This is a genomic window from Rhodococcus sp. ARC_M5, from assembly GCF_022810405.1.
In the GTDB taxonomy this organism is placed as follows: Bacteria; Actinomycetota; Actinomycetes; order Mycobacteriales; family Mycobacteriaceae; genus Rhodococcoides; species Rhodococcoides navarretei.
Genome location: NZ_JALGQE010000011.1, coordinates 55608 through 73260, shown reverse-complemented (window position 1 = coordinate 73260; position 17653 = coordinate 55608). Strand labels below are relative to the sequence as shown.

13 protein-coding genes are annotated in these 17653 nt (G+C 63.6%); 12 read left to right on the top strand and 1 reads right to left on the bottom strand.

Going from position 1 to position 17653, the window contains the following annotated elements:
* The first annotated feature begins 23 nt into the window (after positions 1-23).
* The 9 genes from MTX34_RS17520 (at position 24) to MTX34_RS17480 (ending at position 12555) form a co-directional block, all read left to right on the top strand.
* Entirely contained in the window at positions 24-1352 is a 1329-nt protein-coding gene (locus MTX34_RS17520) for a serine/threonine-protein kinase (RefSeq protein ID WP_243596133.1), read from the top strand.
* Positions 1353-1382: 30 nt separating this feature from the next.
* Positions 1383-2717, top strand: coding sequence for an NAD(P)/FAD-dependent oxidoreductase (locus tag MTX34_RS17515; RefSeq protein ID WP_243596132.1), 1335 nt, complete (start codon positions 1383-1385; stop codon positions 2715-2717).
* 110 nt (positions 2718-2827) lie between these two features.
* On the top strand, positions 2828-4294 hold the full coding sequence (locus MTX34_RS17510; protein ID WP_243596131.1) for a sodium:alanine symporter family protein: 1467 nt from the start codon (positions 2828-2830) through the stop codon (positions 4292-4294).
* Between the two features lie 74 nt (positions 4295-4368).
* On the top strand, positions 4369-5973 hold the full coding sequence (locus MTX34_RS17505) for a DASS family sodium-coupled anion symporter (protein WP_243596130.1): 1605 nt from the start codon (positions 4369-4371) through the stop codon (positions 5971-5973).
* A 175-nt stretch (positions 5974-6148) separates the two neighbouring features.
* On the top strand, positions 6149-8212 hold the full coding sequence (locus MTX34_RS17500) for an AMP-binding protein (RefSeq protein ID WP_243596129.1): 2064 nt from the start codon (positions 6149-6151) through the stop codon (positions 8210-8212).
* Between the two features lie 476 nt (positions 8213-8688).
* On the top strand, positions 8689-8916 hold the full coding sequence (locus tag MTX34_RS17495; protein WP_243596128.1) for a hypothetical protein: 228 nt from the start codon (positions 8689-8691) through the stop codon (positions 8914-8916).
* Positions 8917-9161: 245 nt separating this feature from the next.
* The gene (locus MTX34_RS17490; protein ID WP_243596127.1) at positions 9162-9980 is read left to right on the top strand and encodes an Fpg/Nei family DNA glycosylase; all 819 of its coding nucleotides are present in this window, start codon (positions 9162-9164) and stop codon (positions 9978-9980) included.
* A 155-nt stretch (positions 9981-10135) separates the two neighbouring features.
* Positions 10136-11983, top strand: a complete 1848-nt coding sequence (locus tag MTX34_RS17485; protein ID WP_243610238.1) for a DEAD/DEAH box helicase — start codon at positions 10136-10138, stop codon at positions 11981-11983.
* A gap of 143 nt (positions 11984-12126) precedes the next feature.
* Positions 12127-12555, top strand: coding sequence for a hypothetical protein (locus MTX34_RS17480; RefSeq protein WP_243596125.1), 429 nt, complete (start codon positions 12127-12129; stop codon positions 12553-12555).
* A 21-nt stretch (positions 12556-12576) separates the two neighbouring features.
* Here the strand turns inward: MTX34_RS17480 and MTX34_RS17475 are convergent, their stop codons facing one another.
* Positions 12577-13041 carry an SRPBCC family protein gene (locus MTX34_RS17475; RefSeq protein ID WP_243596124.1) on the bottom strand — a complete coding sequence of 155 codons (465 nt, stop codon included), beginning with the start codon at positions 13039-13041 and terminating at the stop codon, positions 12577-12579.
* Positions 13042-13222: 181 nt separating this feature from the next.
* Here MTX34_RS17475 and MTX34_RS17470 point away from each other — a divergent pair, with 181 nt between their 5' ends.
* From MTX34_RS17470 to MTX34_RS17460, 3 genes are read left to right on the top strand one after another with little or no spacing between them, the layout of a single operon-like run.
* Positions 13223-14167 (top strand): methionyl-tRNA formyltransferase, encoded by a 945-nt coding sequence (locus MTX34_RS17470; RefSeq protein WP_243596123.1) that lies wholly within the window; start codon positions 13223-13225, stop codon positions 14165-14167.
* Between the two features lie 20 nt (positions 14168-14187).
* Positions 14188-15888 carry an ABC transporter ATP-binding protein gene (locus MTX34_RS17465; RefSeq protein ID WP_243596122.1) on the top strand — a complete coding sequence of 567 codons (1701 nt, stop codon included), beginning with the start codon at positions 14188-14190 and terminating at the stop codon, positions 15886-15888.
* Complete coding sequence (locus tag MTX34_RS17460) at positions 15885-17645, top strand: ABC transporter ATP-binding protein (protein WP_243596121.1); 1761 nt, start codon at positions 15885-15887, stop codon at positions 17643-17645. Before MTX34_RS17465 ends, MTX34_RS17460 begins: the two co-directional genes overlap by 4 nt.
* Positions 17646-17653: the final 8 nt, after the last annotated feature.

Genomic DNA, 17653 nt, shown 5'->3' with positions numbered 1-17653 from the left:
GAGTCGACGAACGGCGGTGAATCATGGTGGGACCGGACTCTCGTCCTCGCACTCCTCACGATCACCTCTTCGCGGGCCGCTACCGACTCGGCACCGTGTTGGGGCGGGGTGGAATGGCCGACGTCGTCCACGCCGAGGACCAGGTCCTCGGCAGATCCGTAGCAGTGAAGATCTTCCGCAGCGGTGAGCCGCCGGATACTGCCCAGCGCATCGATGCCGAAATTCGGACTCTGGCATCGCTCTCACACCCGGGCCTGGTGACGCTGTACGACGCGGGCACCGCACTCGATGCGACCGGGGTTATGGTGCCGTACCTGGTGATGGAACTGATCGACGGTTCGACTCTCGGCGCTCATCGCGAGGGCCGACGAATGCAGGTGTCCCACGTTGCGCAGATCGGATGCGAGATCGCGGAGGCGCTCGCCTACATCCACGCCAGAGGTGTGGTGCACCGCGACATCAAACCGGCCAACATTCTCGTTGCTCGGACTCCGGACGCCGGGGGCGGACCGTGCACAAAACTCGCGGACTTCGGCATCGCCCGCATCGTCGACGCCGAACGGCTCACCGAGCACGGCACCACTGTCGGCACTGCGCACTATCTCAGCCCGGAGCAGGCGACGGGTACATGCGCGGGCCCACCAACCGATATCTATACGCTCGGTCTTGTTCTGATCGAATGCCTCACCGGCACAATGGCGTTCGAGGGGAGCGCCGTCTCGGCAGCGGTGGCGCGCCTGCACCGCGATCCGGCCGTACCCGGGGGACTCGGGCCCGAGTGGCACACGCTGTTGACGGAGATGACATCCCGGAGCCCCGAGGATCGACCGGATGCAGCGGCCGTCGCACACCGATTGCGCGCACTCGCGCGAAGCACGACACCCCCTCCCCGGACAACCGTCATGCCCGTCGAACTCACCGACGTGGTTGGGCCCTCGGATGTCACAGCGTCGACCGCTCCTGAGTCTCCGCGCCGTCGGTGGATGATTCCCGCGGCGGCGGCGCTGTTCGTCACGCTGGGAGCGGCGATCATCTGGGTCGCGGTGGGCACCGTAGAGGAGCCGGAGCCCATGTCGCCGGTGACACCGGCACCGACACCGACACTCGTGCAGTCGACCACCGTCGAACCCACGACTCCTGCATCTGCACCTGCGACCTCGATTCCGGTCTTCTCGAACCCACCCGCGCCTGCACCCGTGCCCACGGCCGATCCGGTTCCGATCGAGCCTGCGGTGCCTGCCCCGCTACCGCCGAGCAACGGCAACGGCGGTAACGGAAACTCCGGCAACGGCGGTAACGGCGGTAACGGAAACTCCGGGAACGGGAACGGCAATTCCGGACGAGGGAACTGAGCCCATGGCCTTCGGTAGACAGGAGTGACGGTGACACACGTCGATACTCTCGTGGTCGGCGCAGGGATTTCCGGCTTGGTCGCTGCGTCACTTCTGCATCGCGCCGGTCAGCGTGTAATCGTCCTCGAGGCACGAGACCGCGTCGGTGGTCGAGTGTGGACGGTACGTACGGACGACGACATTCTCGACGTGGGTGCGTCCTGGATTCACGGGACGGACAACAATCCGCTCGCCGATGCCGTTCACGCTTTCGGGATACGAACATCCGAATTCACCGTCGGCAGCTACCAACCGGACGGCAGACCTATCGCGTACTACTCCCCCACCGGGACCAGGTTGAGCGAGGAGGCCGTCGCACGGTTCGCCGACGACGTTCGTCACTTCGACGAACGGTTCGCCACGACGATTGCACAGTCGTCCCCGGGGACGTCGTTCGGCGACGCGGTGGAAACGACTCTGAGACAACTTGATTGGAACGACGAACGAGTCGATCGCGTGCGCGAGTTCCTCGGGCATCGAGCCGAAGAACAATTGGGGGTGGACCGAGATCTCCTCGACGCGCACGGTTTGGACGACGACGCCATCGAGGGCGACGAAGTCGTGTTTCCCGACGGCTACGACGAACTCGCTGTTCGGCTGGCCGAAGGACTCGACGTCCGTCTCGAACACGTGGTGACGCACGTCCGTTGGGGCCGAGACGGGGTTCTCGTCGAGACCGGGGCCGGGATGTTCTCGGCCGAACGCGCCGTGGTGACAGTGCCGATCGGAGTACTTCAGTCGTCGTCGTTCGTTGTGGAACCTCCTCTACCCGAGCCTGTTTCGGGTGCGTTGAGTCGTCTCGCCATGAATTCCTTCGAGAAAGTGTTTCTACAATTCCCGACCGCGTTCTGGGACGAAAACGTCTATGCCGTACGGCAGCAGGGCGAGGCCGGACACTGGTGGCACTCCTGGTACGACGTCACTCTTCCGCACGGGCACCCCACTTTGCTCACTTTCGCGGCGGGACCGTGCGCACAGCAGACTCGGCACTGGTCGGACGCGCGCATCGCGGACTCGGTTCTCGAGGCGCTGCGCGGCCTGTACGGCGAGCGTGTCGTCACGCCGGACCGCGTGTATGTCACGCGCTGGCAGGACGATCCGTTCTCGCACGGCTCGTACTCGTACATGACGGTGGGTTCGCGTTCACGCGATCACGACGATATGGCGACGCCGATAGGAGATGTGCTTCACCTCGCCGGTGAGGCGACCTGGAGCGACGATCCTGCAACCGTTACCGCCGCATTGAGGTCGGGACATCGTGCGGCAGAACGCATTCTGGCGCGTTCGATTCCGTTCGGCGACATCTGGGCTCCTGCGGAGCACTGAGTCGACCGTCGAACTCGACACCGTGCGGCTCTGTTCGGTGAAAACTTACGTCCATCTGCGAGTAATGTGCTGTCGACGCACCCACACACCGAGCACTACAGGATGGCACCGTGGATACCGTCAGTTCAGTAATCGACTTCTTGGCAGATCGTCTGTACAGCGTATTTCTCATCTACTTGTTGATCGGTGTCGGACTGTATTTCACCGTCCGCACCAAGTTCGTTCAGGTTCGACTGCTGCCGTCGATGTTCAAGGCAATCGGCGGATCTCGTTCGGACGCGGAAGGCGGCATCTCCGCTTTCCAGGCATTCTGCGTCGGTCTCGCTTCCCGGGTGGGTACGGGAAACATTGCCGGTGTTGCCATCGCGATCACCCTCGGTGGACCCGGCGCAATCTTCTGGATGTGGCTCGTCGCGGTGGTCGGTATGGCGACGGCGTTCATCGAGGCGACTCTGGCGCAGATGTACAAGGTGCGTAATCCCGATGGCAGCTTCCGAGGAGGCCCCGCCTACTACATCCAACTGGGCCTGGGTTCGCGTCGCTGGGGAATCGTCTTCGCGTGCCTGCTCATCTTCGCGTTCGGCTTCGCATTCAACATGGTGCAGGCGAACACCATCACCGAGTCGTTCTCGTCCACGATGAACATCGACGCGGGGTGGATCGCAGTGTTCCTGGTGGTGCTGTCCGCTCCGATCCTCTTCGGTGGTGTCCGGCGAATCGCGCGGGTGGCCGAGTACGTGCTGCCTGTCATGGCCGTGGTCTACGTACTTCTCGCGCTCGTGATCGTTGCGATGAACCTCGGTGAGATTCCGACGGTGTTCGGTCAGATCGTCTCCAGCGCATTCGGCCTGAACGAAGCGATCGGTGGCACTACCGGCGGAATCTTGGCGGCCATGCTCAACGGAGTCAAGCGCGGACTGTTCTCCAACGAGGCAGGTATGGGAAGTGCACCCAACGCCGCAGCGACCGCGACGGTGTCGCATCCGGTGAAGCAGGGATTGATCCAGTCGCTCGGAGTTTTCTTCGACACCATCGTCATCTGTAGCGCAACGGCATTCATCATTCTGGTCTCGGGCGTCTACGACATCGGCAACCCGAGTGGCGTGGCCGGCGCGGTCCTGACCCAGGATTCGATCTCCGCTCAACTGGGAACGTGGACGACGATTCCGATGACGCTGCTGATCTTCACATTCGCATTCTCGTCGATCCTGGGGAACTACTCGTACGCGGAAGTGAACCTCAACTTTCTCGGCGTCGAGGGCAAGCTCCTCAATCTGTTGCGCACCATTGTGCTTGCGGCCATCGGCTTCGGCTCACTGTCCGCGCTGACGACGGTGTGGGCGCTGGCGGACGTCGCCATGGCCGCGATGGCCACCGTGAATCTGGTAGCCATTGCGCTGCTGGGCAAATGGGCCTTCGGTGCCTTGGCGGACTTCGAAGCCATGCGGCGTGAAGGTCGGGACGACAAGTTCGTCGGACGCGGCAACAGTCACCTGCCGGGCGATCTTCCCGGCGACGTGTGGGATCCGGTCCTGGACAACGATGCGGCGGTGAACAAGCCCGACATCGCCCGGTAGCGCCGCGCGCCGATTCGGACTTTCTGGACAATTCATTGGTTAGGGTGATGAGACGTCCACACCGAGGAGGTCCCATGACGCAGATCGGCGACGACGCGAAGGCCGGGCCCACATCCGAAGGCCACGAGTTCGACGAAGTCGATCGGAGATCGGCCGGCGAACGAGAAGCCGAGGTGCAACCCGGTCGCCGCACCCGCCAGTGGGTCGGGCTCGGTGCCGGTATCGCGCTGGCGGTTCTCGTCTATCTGGTGCTTCCCGAGGACGTGGCTCACCCGGCGCGGTTGACCGCGGGCACTGCGGTATTGATGGGCATCTGGTGGATGACCGAGGCCGTTCCGATCCCTGCAACCGCCCTGATACCCCTCGTGGTCTTTCCGGTGTTCGATTCCGGCGTCGCCGTCAACGATGTCGGTGCCTCGTACGGCAACAACATCATCTTTCTGTTCATGGGCGGGTTCCTGTTGGCGCTGGCCATGCAACGGTGGAATCTGCATCGCCGCATCGCGCTGCTGACGGTCAACGCCATGGGCACGAAGCCCACGATGGTGATCGCCGGGTTCATGATCGCAACAGGCTTTCTGTCGATGTGGGTTTCGAATACGGCCACCGCTGTGATGATGATTCCGATCGGTGTCTCGGTCCTCGTACTGGTACTCGACATCGGCAAGAAGGCCGGAGCTGTTCCCGGCTCCGACGATGAAACGACCCCGGACGCCGAGACCATCACTCAGGCCGTCATCAAAAGCAATTTCGGCACCGCACTGATGCTCGGTATTGCCTACGCGGCGTCGATCGGCTCCCTCGGAACCATCATCGGCACCCCGCCCAACACCTTGCTGGTCGGCTACCTCGAGGGTCAGGGAATCACCATCGGGTTCCTGCAATGGATGATCGCCGGAGTTCCGCTCGCCGTGATCCTTCTCGTGATCGCCTGGTTCCTGTTGACCCACGTGATGTTCAAGCCGGAGATCGACGACATACCCGGTGGCAAACAGCTGATCAGAGGCGAACTCGACGGCCTCGGCAGAATGTCCCAGGGTGAAATCCGGGTCGCGGTCATCTTCTGTCTTGCGGCCGCGTCCTGGGTGGGTGTTCCGCTGATCTTCGAAGATGCCCCGATTTCCGATACCGGAATAGCCATGACTGCGGCGCTGCTTCTGTTCCTGCTCCCAAGCGGAAGCAACAAGGGCGTGCGCCTCATCGATTGGGAGACCGCCGTGAAGCTGCCCTGGGGCGTGTTGCTCCTGTTCGGCGGCGGGCTCGCGCTTTCTGCCCAGTTCGAGTCCAGCGGCCTTACGGAGTGGATCGGTAGCGTTGCGGGCGGTCTGGACACGATTCCGCTGGTCATGTTGGTGGTCATCGCCACGGCCGCAATCATCTTCCTGACCGAGATCACCAGCAATACCGCGACGGCCGCGACTTTCCTACCGGTCGCAGGTGGCGTCGCGATGGGCATGAACATCGATATTCTGGTCCTGACCGTCCCCGTCGCACTGGCAGCAACCTGTGCGTTCATGTTGCCTGTGGCGACTCCGCCGAATGCGGTGTCCTACGCCAGTGGCTACATCACGATCGGTCAGATGATGCGGGGCGGTTTCTGGCTCAATCTGATCGCCATCGCATTGATCACTCTCGCCGCCTACACGGTGTTCGCGTGGTCGCTGGGCATTCAACTCTGAAACTTTCACGCATCCGACCGGAAGAGTTCGGCTGATTTTGCCCCGACAACCGTGATTTGGGTTTACGATGGCGACTTCATCCAGGCGGATGTCCCGTTTCAGGTGCGCGCCGCCATCCCCTGGTCGGTGCTGAGTCGGCGTTGCCGTCGGCTCGGCAAGGCACGGGGGTTGGGGCATGGTCTCGGACGTCATCGACTGCAGCACGGTCTTCGCACACGACATCGAGCAGGTATGCGGGGTCTTGAGCGCGGTCGAGTTGTACCCGCGCTACTTCCCCGGGCTCGACTACTGCATTCTCCGTGAGGCCACGGACGGCTACCGATGCGGAGTCGGCGGTGTCGAGCACGCCCTCGACCTGGTGGTGAACAGACGAAACCGGCCGATCATCACCATCGAGCATGTCGAGTCCGGTGGATTCATCAGGTTCACCCTCACTGCCCGCTCGGCCGGCGAGACGAAGATCGACGTCACGGTGTTCAGAGCGGGCCTGGCCGGGTCCTACTCACCCCAACCCGAACACAATCGCGCTGTGATCGAGTGGGTGATGGGCGGTCTGGCCAGACTGGACAATTCTCTGTCCGGTACCCCGACGTCATTCGTGTCGAACACCGGAGACTCCCGGTCGCTACCGCTGGCAATCATGAAGACGATGGTGGGGACCGGCGTCATCCGGGCCGCACGTCCCGACCGCGCGTATCGGCAGCTGAACTCGCTGGCGAAGTGGGGCTTCACCCTGGGAGGTGGTTTCGCTGCCGCGGCTGCGAAGTCACCGAACGAGATCGCCGTGATCGACGACCGGGGAACCCGCACATTTGCCGAGATCCACCACCGAGCGCATCGCATCGCAGCAGGTTTCGACGCATCCGGAATCAGTCCGGGAAGCACCGTGGGGATCCTGGCCCGCAATCACTCCGCGATGATCGAGTGCACCGTCGCATGCGGAATGCTCGGAGTGGAGGTGGTCCTTCTCAATACCGGTCTCGCGGCGCGCCAGATCGAAACCATCGCCGCCCGCCACCAACTCCGAGCACTGTTCGTCGACGACGAGTTCGACCCGATGGTGCGCTACCTACCGGACGACGTCACCCGCGTCAGCCTGTCGTCTCACACCGCCGTTCCGCGTCGGCGCACCCTCGAACATTACGTCGCAGCGCCGTCCGCCACGTTCACCAGGCCGGATCGGCCCGGCTCGGTGGTCGTGTTGACCTCGGGGACCAGCGGGGCACCGAAGGGGGCGGTTCGTCCCACTCCGAAGGGCTTCGGAACCGTCGCGGCAATGCTGTCTCGAATGCCACTTCGGATGAACGAGCGGATGTTGATCGCGGCACCGATGTTCCACAGCTGGGGATTGGCGGCGCTGCAGATCAGCACACCACTCCGCGCGACGGTGGTTCTCCAGGATCGATTCGACCCCGAAGAATGCCTACGCGCCATCGAAACACACCGCTGCACTTCGTTGATCGCGGTTCCGATCATGCTGCAGCGACTTCTCGACCTGCCCGACGAGGTTCGATCACGCTACGACACCTCGAGCCTGCGGGTCGTCGCGTGCAGCGGGTCCGCGTTGACCGGATCGACCGTCAGCCGCTTCATGGAGGTCTTCGGTGACGTGCTGTACAACTTCTACGGTTCCACCGAGGTCTCGTGGGCCACGATCGCTACCCCCGACGACCTGCGCGCAGCCCCCGCCACCGCCGGACGCCCTCCTCTTGGTACGACGGTCGCGGTACTCGACGCGAACGGCACTGCCGTTCCGGTGGGAATCCTCGGCCGAATATTCGTCGGCAACGACATGCTGTTCGACGGCTATACCAACGCCGAACCGCCCCCCACGGCGTCCGCCCGCGGAGCTGCCCTGATGGATACCGGCGACCTCGGCTACATCGATTGCAACGGACGGCTGTTCGTCTGCGGCAGGGACGACGAAATGATCATCTCCGGAGGCGAGAACGTCTTTCCCGGCCCCGTCGAGGATGCCATCGCCAATCTTCCTCAGGTCGGCGAGGTCGCGGTCGTCGGTGTGTCCGACCCTGAATACGGGCAGCGATTGGCCGCATTCGTCGTCGGTCGCGGATCGGCCGGCCTCGATGCGGACATGGTGCGTGCCTACATTCGAAATCGGTTGAGCCGCTTCTGCGTTCCCCGCGACATCACCTTCCTGGACGAACTGCCCCGAACCGCGACCGGCAAGGTGATCAAGAGGATGCTGATCGAACCGCCCACCGCCGCGGGAATGTAGCCAACGGGCCGCGAATCGACTGCGAACAGCGATCGGACCCACGTCGCCATCGATGCCGTTGCTCGAACCCGAGATGCCTCGGCGACGCCACATCTCGTGGGTCGCCCACTTTGTGCCGCGCGTTGTACTCACAGTCTCAGTTGCTTAACTATTCAGAATCTGAGACTGTTGTTCGCCGACACGGGAGGAACGCGAATCGCTATGTCGAAGGCATCGGAAGACCCCCGAGAGAGACGGCCCGCCCAGGAAAGAGGCGCGCATTCTTCCTTTCTTCAATTGTTCCTCGAAGCAACTCGCACAGAACAAGTCTCCGACGACACACAGCCTTCACGCGACGACCGTGACGGTGGGCCGGTTTCTCTGCGCTGAGCAGATCGACAGATACCTCTGTCCTGGTTCCATCACCCGAGCCGGTCCCATGCCTGATAATTGTCAGCGACCCGTAGGGTTACCGAAGATCAGGATCGGAGGCCGTCATGCACACATCGTTGGCGCTGATTGCCGTAGTCGCCGGCTTCGCCGTCGTTCTGGGACTCTTCGTCGTCATTGCTCGCATACTTCGCTCGCGGATGCGGCGCGGTCGCTTTCACGGAATCGACAGTGCTGTCGGAGGATCGGCCTTCATGGGCTCACCACGCGAGCGTGGGATCACTCCACCTGATCACGATGCTCCGCGCTCGGACACCGAACAGATCGATCCGTAGCCGAGTTCGCCTCCGCCTGCGTTCCGCTCGAAACCCCTGCCACGATCTGTCGACACCGCCGAAACCGTCATCCACACGGCGGGGTACTGCGGTGCGCCTGCCGCACTGGCGGCGATGCGCGTCGTGCAGAAGGTGCTCGACGCGGAACTTGGGCCTCTGGCGGTGCCTGAGAGAGACGACGAACGAGTCGAATGACCGATAATGGTACCCGCGCATAGTGCCGACGAATTGGGTACTCCGGAGCCATGCCGGAACTACCCGAAGTCGAAAACGCCCGACAGGTCGTCGAAAAAGCTCTCGGTCGCGTCATTGTCAGCATCGACGACACCGACACGTTCGAGTGCCGACCGCACATGCCGGGTGATATCGCCCGTGCACTGACGGGCGGGAAGCTCACCGAGGCGCGTCGGCGCGGCAAAGCGATGTGGTGCGAAACCGTCACGGCCGACGGCTCCAGCGGTCCGACCCTCGGCATTCACCTCGGCATGGGTGGACGCGTCATTGTCACCGCTCCCGACGGGGAGCGGACGTCGCAGTACGGGGGTGGCGACCCTCATGTCGGTGAGCGTCCGACCGACAAGCCGGAGTGGACACGGTTCTCCATGACGTTCGACGACGGTGGGCAGCTTCGACTGTTCGACAAGCGCCGCCTCGGCCGGGTTCGACTCGAACCCGACATCGACGCTCTCGGTCCGGACGCGGCGGAGATCACGCGCGACGACTTCCGTCACCGAATCGGTTCCAGCGGTGCGCCTCTCAAGGCACGTCTGCTCGACCAAGCGGCGATTGCGGGCGTGGGCAATCTACTGGCCGACGAGGTGCTCTGGCAGAGCGAACAATCCCCGTCCAGGCGGGCCAAGACGCTCACCACGGACGAGCTCGACGAACTGCGCGTTGTTCTGCGCCGCGCGATCAGATCGGCGATCAAGAAGGGTGGTGTACACACCGGGGAGATCATTCCGTTCCGGAAAACGGATGCGGCCTGCCCTCGATGTGGTGCGCCGATGACGCGCGGAACGGTGGGTGGCCGGACGACGTGGTGGTGTTCTCGAGAGCAATCCTGATCCGATCCATCATGCGGGATGGCGCTCGATAGCACTGCAGGACAGCAATTTTCGGAATTGTCAAACGCGATCGGATGCGGCGAGAAGCAACCGGACGGCGTACGGTGTTGGCAGCCTCGGACCTGGCCGAGGCAGCGAACTTCGCCGGAGGGTGCATGCTTTCGACCGCCGACACAGACCCAGCTCCGCACGTCACCTATCTACCGCACCGTCATTGTTTCGCCGTCTGGCACAGCACACCGGGGGCGACGCCTGCAGGAGAGTCCACTCCCATCGAGCTCGCGGTTCCCGGCGCGGACGGAACCATCGCCGTGCGCACTGTGGGTGCGCACCTCGTGGGAGCGAATAGTCGCGAGCTCCGAACCGCAGCCGGCTCTGCGGAAGATCTGTCGGCACACGGATGGTTGGAAATCCTTGATCACCTCGAGCACAACCCGGACGTGAGTGGGGTTCCGCGAGCGCTCGTCGATGCACTTCCGCCTGCGGCGCACGCGGTTCCCAACCCCGGCGGGTCGAGCGTGGTGACGGCATATGGTGCCGTTGACGCACTCCGCGCCAGTCTGCACATGCAGAACCGTCTGCTCGAACATGCGTCGGCCTTCACTCCGAGGCCCTACCAGGTGCACGGTGCGGCCTGGATGCCGACCGTTCAGGAGGTCGGAGGCGGCGGAATTCTCGCCGACGACATGGGGCTGGGGAAGACACTCCAGGCCATTGCACACATGATCGTCGGAGCACGGCGAGGCGAGGGCAGCTATCTCATTGTGTGCCCGACATCGTTGATCAGCAACTGGCGACGAGAGATCGAGAACTTCTCCGACGGCGAACTGATCGTCAACGTGTACCGCGGACCGTCCCGAGCACTCGAGCAGTGCTCCCACGCAGGCGCGGTGACCGTCACCGGGTACCCCACCCTGCGCACGGACACAGACCGTTTGAGTGAAATAGCCTGGAACACAGTGTTCTTCGATGAGGCGCACGTCATGAAGAACTCCCGGACGAAAATAGCGAGAGCGGCGCGTCGGCTGAAGTCCACCACTCGCATCGCCCTGACCGGCACGCCCGTCGAGAACCGCATGGACGAACTATGGGCTCTGCTCGATCTCACCAATCCCGGATTGCTCGGAACCCGGGCTCGATTCACCCGACGATTCTCGGCACCCGTCGAGCAGGGAGGCTCGGCGGCCGCACTCGCACAGCTGTCGAGCGCGCTCGCACCGGTCGTCCTTCGCCGGACGAAAGCCGAGGTCGCGACAGACCTACCACCGAAACACCACATGGACGTCCTGTGCCCGATATCGAACGAGCAAGTGACGCTGTACAACTCGGCCGTCGAGGAAGCATTCGATACCGGCTTCGGCACCAGCCGGGGCCGAGGGTCGGCAGTGCTGGCGCTGCTGACCTCGCTCAAATTGATCTGCAACCACCCTGGGCTCGTCAACGGTGACCTGTCTCGGTTGGCCGATCGCTCCGGCAAACTCGACAGGCTCACCGACATCGTCGAGGAACTCGCCGATTCCTCGGAGGCTGCACTCGTGTTCACTCAGTACCGCCGGACCGGGGAGATCCTGGCGGAGCATCTCGAAAGCCTCACCGGGGTCCCGATTCCGTTCTTTCACGGCGGTCTCGACGTCGACGAGCGCGACCGGATGGTCGACGAATTTCAGAACAGCGATCGATCCCCCGTGATGGTTCTCAGTCTGAGGGCGGCGGGGTACGGCCTCAATCTCACCCGTGCCAGCACGGTGATTCACTACGACCGATGGTGGAACCCCGCCGTCGAAGCGCAGGCCACCGACCGGGTTCATCGCATCGGGCAGAAGTCGCGAGTGACGGTCATGGCACTCACGACGGAGGGAACACTGGAGGAGCACATCGCTTCACTCCATACCAGGAAAGAGGCGATCGCTGGTTTGACCGAGAGCAACAACGAGGTGGCTCTCGCCGCGCTCGACGATGCGACTCTGCGCGAGACGTTGTCGCTGAGGGCGGTGTCGCGCTGATGGTAACCACACCGCAACTTGCGGGCTTCGGATCGACGCCGTGGGGTAGAGAATGGGTCCGCCGAGTCGAGCCCATTACTGTCACCCGGCCGAATCCGATGCTCCCGCGAGCACGCAGCCTGGTGCGCAATGATGCAGTGTCCATGGACCACAACAACATCGGCGAGTTTCGCTGCGTCGTGTCCGCAGGCAAGAGGAGCGAGATTGCCGTGCTTGCACTCCCCCGATATACGGCAATCGAACGGAAGTCCGTGCTGCGCATCCTCGCCCGCCACACGCCCGGCAGTGCAACCAGCGGTGACCTGCCCGACGAGGTCCACGCCGAACTCGTCGCGAACAAGCTGCCGCCGGTCCCAGACAGCACCGAAGCATCGTGCACGTGCTCCGGCCGAATCGACCCTTGCCTCCACGTGACGGCCGCTACCTACGCCATCAGTCTGATCGTCGATCAGATGCCGACGTCGGCGTTGGCCGTCCGTGGAGTCGATCTGTCGGCCGCGACTACATCGAAAGACGTTCCTCGACGCTGGATGCCGATCGAAAGTCTCGATTGCACAGCGTTCTTCGGCTGACCATAGAAGTGCGGCCCGAAATCAGGACGTCGCTTCGACTGCCAGTCGAGCGAGTGTGTCGTTCAGTTGGTCTTCGGTGACCAGGGGGAACTTGATCTGCTCGAGCAGCTTCTTGTCCGTGACCTTGGACCAGTCGTAGGTATGGCGAACCAGCGTCTCGTTGGGGCCCTGAGACTCCAACTCCCACAGCCACTCCCAGCCGGGAGGCTCGTTGCCGGCGGGTGCGGTCTTCCAGGCGAGCAGCTTGTCCTTGATGTAGCCGGTGACGTGGTTGTCGGTCTGGTATTCGCCGCCCATGTGATCGCCCTGCATGTTCATCGTGAATTTTTCGCCGACCTTTTGAATCCGGTCGGCGTGATCCACGCTGCGTACGAAGCCCGACCCATCGAGCGCCTGGTGCCGCTCGGGATTGGAGAGAACATCGAATACGGCGTCGACAGGAGCTTCGATGGTCCGTTCGACTGTGAGCTTTGCGTTGTCGGTCATGTCTTGTCTGTGCCCAGACTTCGACACCTTCAATCACGGCACCGCCGACACGATCGACCCGAGCCGGTTGATGGTAGGTTAGCCTAACCATTGGCCGGGGGTTCGCTGTGCACGGAAGACCTCGGTGGCCGGAACAAGGTGAGGATGTCACTCGCCGGAGCAAAGACACGGAGATGAGCCAATGCGGGTAGTGCTGTTCGGTTTTCAGACCTGGGGTCACAAGACTTTGGAGACGCTGGTGAAGTCACACCACGACGTGGTCGCGGTGGTGACACATCCAGTCAGTGGGCAAGCGTACGAGAGCATTTGGTCTGACTCCGTCGAGGATCTCGCACGGGATCACGGCATCGAGGTGCATGTGGCGAAGCGGCCCGACGAGGCATTGGTGGACCGACTTCGACAGTGGGCACCGGACATCATCGTCGCCAACAACTGGCGGACCTGGCTGCCTCCGGAGATCTTCGCGATGCCCAGGCACGGAACGGTGAACCTGCACGATTCGCTGCTGCCCGCGTTCACCGGGTTCTCTCCTGTCATCTGGGCATTGATCAGCGGCGCCGCCGAGACCGGACTGACTGCACACCGAATGGACGGAGAACTCGACACCGGCGACGTCATCACCCAGCGGTCCGTTCCGATCGGACCGACCGACACTTCCACCGACCTCGTCGAGGCGACGATCGAACTGATTCCCGAGGTGCTGCTGGATGCGCTCGAGCGCATCGAGACCGGAACGGCCACGTGGACGCCGCAGGATCTGTCGAAAAGAACCTTCTTCCACAAACGTCACGAATCGGACAGCTGCATCGACTGGACCTGGTCCGCCGAGGACCTGGACAGGCTGGTGCGGGCAATGTCCGATCCATACCCCAACGCGTACACCTTCCACAAAGGCCAACGGATTCGGATCATCGCCGCTCATGTCTCGGACGGCATCTACGGCGGAACGCCAGGCCGGATATTCATCAAGGAAGGCACCGGGATGGTGATCGTCTGTGGTCCCGACGCCCATCGCGGTACCAACCACGGACTCGTCATCGACCGAGTGCGCACGGACGGCGGGGACGATCTCGATGCGCTGGACCATTTCGTGACCGGCGGTGGCTATCTCACGCCCACGGCATGAGAGCCGACATGGAGGACACCATGACCGGCGTGCGCATCGTCCGTCGAACACTGACGCGCAACGTGCGCCGAGTGAGCATCGGAACCGTACTGATCTGCATCCACCAACTGGCCGAGACTGCAGTTCCGATCACCCTGGGGTGGATCATCGACTCGGCGATCACCTCGGGCGACGTCCCATGGTTCGTCGTGTCCATCCTCGGACTCGCAGCGTTGTTTGTTTGTCTGACAACGGCTTACCAGTTCGGAATGCGGTTCCTGAACGTTGCCCTACAGCATGAGGCACATCGCATCCGAATGGAGGTCACCGGTCGAATTCTCGACCCGAGGGGCCTGGACACCACTCTGCGGGGTGGTGAGTTACTGACCATCTCCAGTACCGATGCCGAACAGTCGGCGTGGTTCCTGGATCTGTTCCCGCGCATTGCCGCCGCAGCGACAGCGGTCATCGCCACCGCCGTTGCGCTGATGGTCATCGACGTCCCGCTGGGGCTGGCCATCTTCGTCGGCACCCCGGTCTTCGTCGCCGTTCTTCAGCTCGTGGCACCGCGCGTGACGCGGCGCGCGGCCGAACAACAGCGGACGGTCGCCGAGGCGACCGCACTCGCCACCGACCTGGTCAGTGGGCATCGATCGATCGAAGGTATCGGTGCGGAAACCGAAGCGGCGACGCGCTACCGGCGTGCGAGCACGAAAGCCCTTCGGGCAGCACTGCTCACGGCGCGATCGCTGGCGACACAACTGGGGATCACCACCGGTGTCAGCGCGGTGGTTGCGGCGACCGTCGCCGGGCTTGCCGGCTACTTCGCTCTCACCGGACGAATTTCCGTGGGCGAATTGATTGCCGTCGTTGGTCTGGCGCAGTTCCTCATCGAGCCGCTGGGTGTGCTGTCCTCGACCCCCGCGATCATCGCCCGCGCACGGGCGTCCGCCGATCGCGTTGCCCTGGTACTCGGAGCAGAGCGAATTCTGAACCACGGCACCGAGCGCGTCACTGGACAGCGGCTCGATCTCGCCTTTCGCGGTGTTGCGCACCGGTCCCTGCAGGGGCTCGACCTCCATATCGCTTCGGGGGAGATCGTGGCAATTCTGGCCTACGGGCCCGAGGATGCGGAGTCGATCGTGGCGGTCCTGTCCGGCCAAGTATCGCCCGCGGACATCGCCGGCGACGTTCTGCTCGCCGGCACCCCCACCCAGGACATCGAGCTCTCCGAGGTTCGGAGGTCGATCGTGGTCGAGCCGCACGTCTCGGACTTGTTCGCAGACACCGTGAAGAACAACATCACCGCTGGACGTGGGCATACGGACCACAGCCTCGCTGAAGCACTCCGAGCCTCGGGTGCAGACCAGATAGTCGCAACCCATGCAGACGGACTCGAACAGCGATTGACCGAGCGTGGCGCGAATCTGTCCGGGGGGCAACGACAACGAATCGCTCTGGCTCGGGCCCTGTTCGCGGAGTCTGCCGTGCTGGTGTTGCACGAGCCGACGACGGCGGTGGACTCGGTGACCGAACACGCCGTCGCTCGGGGCATCGCGACGCTTCGTCACGGGCCCGCCGTGCAGACCCCGAAGACGACGATCATCGTGACCAGCAGTCCCGCATTGTTGTCCGTCGCCCATCGGGTCGTGGTGCTACGCGACGGCCGAATTGCGGCGGACGCGCCCCATTCCGTTCTTCTCGAACGGGCCGACGACTACGCCGAGGCTGTGCTGCGATGACCGAGGACACCCGTCTGCCCATCGCACAGGCCGGACGATCGTGGTCGTGGCTGCGAGGGCAACTCGCGACCCGGCCCGGACTCGTCACGGTCACTCCCCTTGTCGGCATCGTCTCTGCCGTATCGGCTCTGGCCCCGATTGTGATTCTCGGTCGCCTCGTCGACGAGGTGGTCGCGGGCGCGCCGGCCGGCCGGATCGTGATGGTGGTGGTTCTGGTGATGATCGCTGCGATCGTCAACGGGGTGTTCGCCGGACTGATGGCCTACCTCGTGGCGAAACTGGGCGAGGGCGTGGTTGCGGATCTTCGCGAACACGTGGTCGGTCGGGTTCTCACCCTTCCCACCCGAACGGTGGAACGGGCAGGTCGCGGAGATGTGCTCTCGCGGATCAGCGATGACGTCTCCCAAGTGACTCGCGCCGTCACCGGGGTCCTGCCCGCCGTCGTGAACGCGGCGCTGCTGATTGCAGTGTCGGTGGTCACGATGTACGGCATCGACTGGCGTCTCGGCATTGCCGGTTGTTTGGCATTGCCGTTGTACGTCATTGCACTTCGCTGGTATCTACCGCGCAGCGGTCCTCTCTATGCCGCCGAACGGGCCGCGATGGGTGATCGCTCACAGGCACTGATCAGCAACATCCAAGGTGCTCGGACGGTGCGTGCGTACAGGCGCGAGGACGACGCCATCGCGACGGTGGAGACGGAGTCCGAACGAGCCAGAGACTTCTCGATCGCGACGTTCACGCTGCTGACCCGTTTCGTCGGTAAGGAGAACCGCGCCGAACTGGTGGGCCTGACCATCATCTTGTGCACCGGATTCTTCTTGGTGCGAGGCGATTCGGTATCTCTCGGCGCGGTCACCGCCGCAACGCTGATGTTCCACCGCCTGTTCAATCCGCTCGGCACGGTGCTGTTCCTGTTCGACGACATCCAGTCCGCCGGTGCCAGTCTCAACCGTCTGGTCGGCGTGGCGGACATGGCGTCGACGCGATCGGAAGGCACCGATGCCCAGCCGCGCGATGCCACAGTGGAGCTGTCCGACGTGACCTTCGCGTACGCCACCGGCGGTGATGTTCTGCACGGAGTCACGATCACCGTTCCAGCGGGACAGACGCTGGCGGTGGTCGGTTCGACCGGTGCCGGAAAGACGACGGCCGCGCTTCTCGCGGCCGGTTCCCTCGAACCGGACAGCGGCTCGGTCACGTTGGGCGGCATGCCGTTACGAGACCTGGGACCCGATCGTCTCCGGCGACATGTCGCGATCCTGTCGCAGGACGTCCACGTCAGCGCCGGTCCTCTCGCCGACGATCTGCGGTTGGCGAACGCCGATGCGGACGATACCGATCTGTGGGATGCCCTCGGGCGGGTCCGCGCCGCCGACTGGGTCCGGGCTCTGCCGGACGGTCTCGACACCCGCATCGGGGAGAACGGTCACCCGCTCAGCGCGTCCCAGGGGCAGCAGCTCGCACTGGCAAGACTGGTGTTGTCCGATCCTCCCGTGGCGATTCTGGACGAAGCCACCGCGGAGGCGGGCAGCAGTGGAGCTCGCATGCTCGAAGAGGCCGCAGCGGCAGCGACCGAAGGCAGGACCACGGTGATCGTGGCACACCGACTGACGCAGGCCGCATCCGCCGACACGATCGTGGTGCTCGAGCACGGTCGTGTCGTGGAATCCGGCACCCACTCCGACCTCGTGACAGCAGACGGCCGGTATGCGCGTCTCTGGTCGGCCTGGGCAGGCACAGCAGATGCCGAGTAGACGCACCC

What these genes read in the sequence shown, in the direction of transcription:
- MTX34_RS17520 (WP_243596133.1), top strand. Translation starts at nt 24, where the DNA reads ATGGTGGGACCGGACTCTCGTCCTCGCACTCCTCACGATCACCTCTTC.
- MTX34_RS17505 (WP_243596130.1), top strand. Translation starts at nt 4,369, where the DNA reads ATGACGCAGATCGGCGACGACGCGAAGGCCGGGCCCACATCCGAAGGC.
- MTX34_RS17500 (WP_243596129.1), top strand. Translation starts at nt 6,149, where the DNA reads ATGGTCTCGGACGTCATCGACTGCAGCACGGTCTTCGCACACGACATC.
- MTX34_RS17495 (WP_243596128.1), top strand. Translation starts at nt 8,689, where the DNA reads ATGCACACATCGTTGGCGCTGATTGCCGTAGTCGCCGGCTTCGCCGTC.
- MTX34_RS17490 (WP_243596127.1), top strand. Translation starts at nt 9,162, where the DNA reads ATGCCGGAACTACCCGAAGTCGAAAACGCCCGACAGGTCGTCGAAAAA.
- MTX34_RS17485 (WP_243610238.1), top strand. Translation starts at nt 10,136, where the DNA reads ATGCTTTCGACCGCCGACACAGACCCAGCTCCGCACGTCACCTATCTA.
- MTX34_RS17480 (WP_243596125.1), top strand. Translation starts at nt 12,127, where the DNA reads ATGGACCACAACAACATCGGCGAGTTTCGCTGCGTCGTGTCCGCAGGC.
- MTX34_RS17475 (WP_243596124.1), bottom strand. Translation starts at nt 13,041, where the DNA reads ATGACCGACAACGCAAAGCTCACAGTCGAACGGACCATCGAAGCTCCT.
- MTX34_RS17470 (WP_243596123.1), top strand. Translation starts at nt 13,223, where the DNA reads ATGCGGGTAGTGCTGTTCGGTTTTCAGACCTGGGGTCACAAGACTTTG.
- MTX34_RS17465 (WP_243596122.1), top strand. Translation starts at nt 14,188, where the DNA reads ATGACCGGCGTGCGCATCGTCCGTCGAACACTGACGCGCAACGTGCGC.
- MTX34_RS17460 (WP_243596121.1), top strand. Translation starts at nt 15,885, where the DNA reads ATGACCGAGGACACCCGTCTGCCCATCGCACAGGCCGGACGATCGTGG.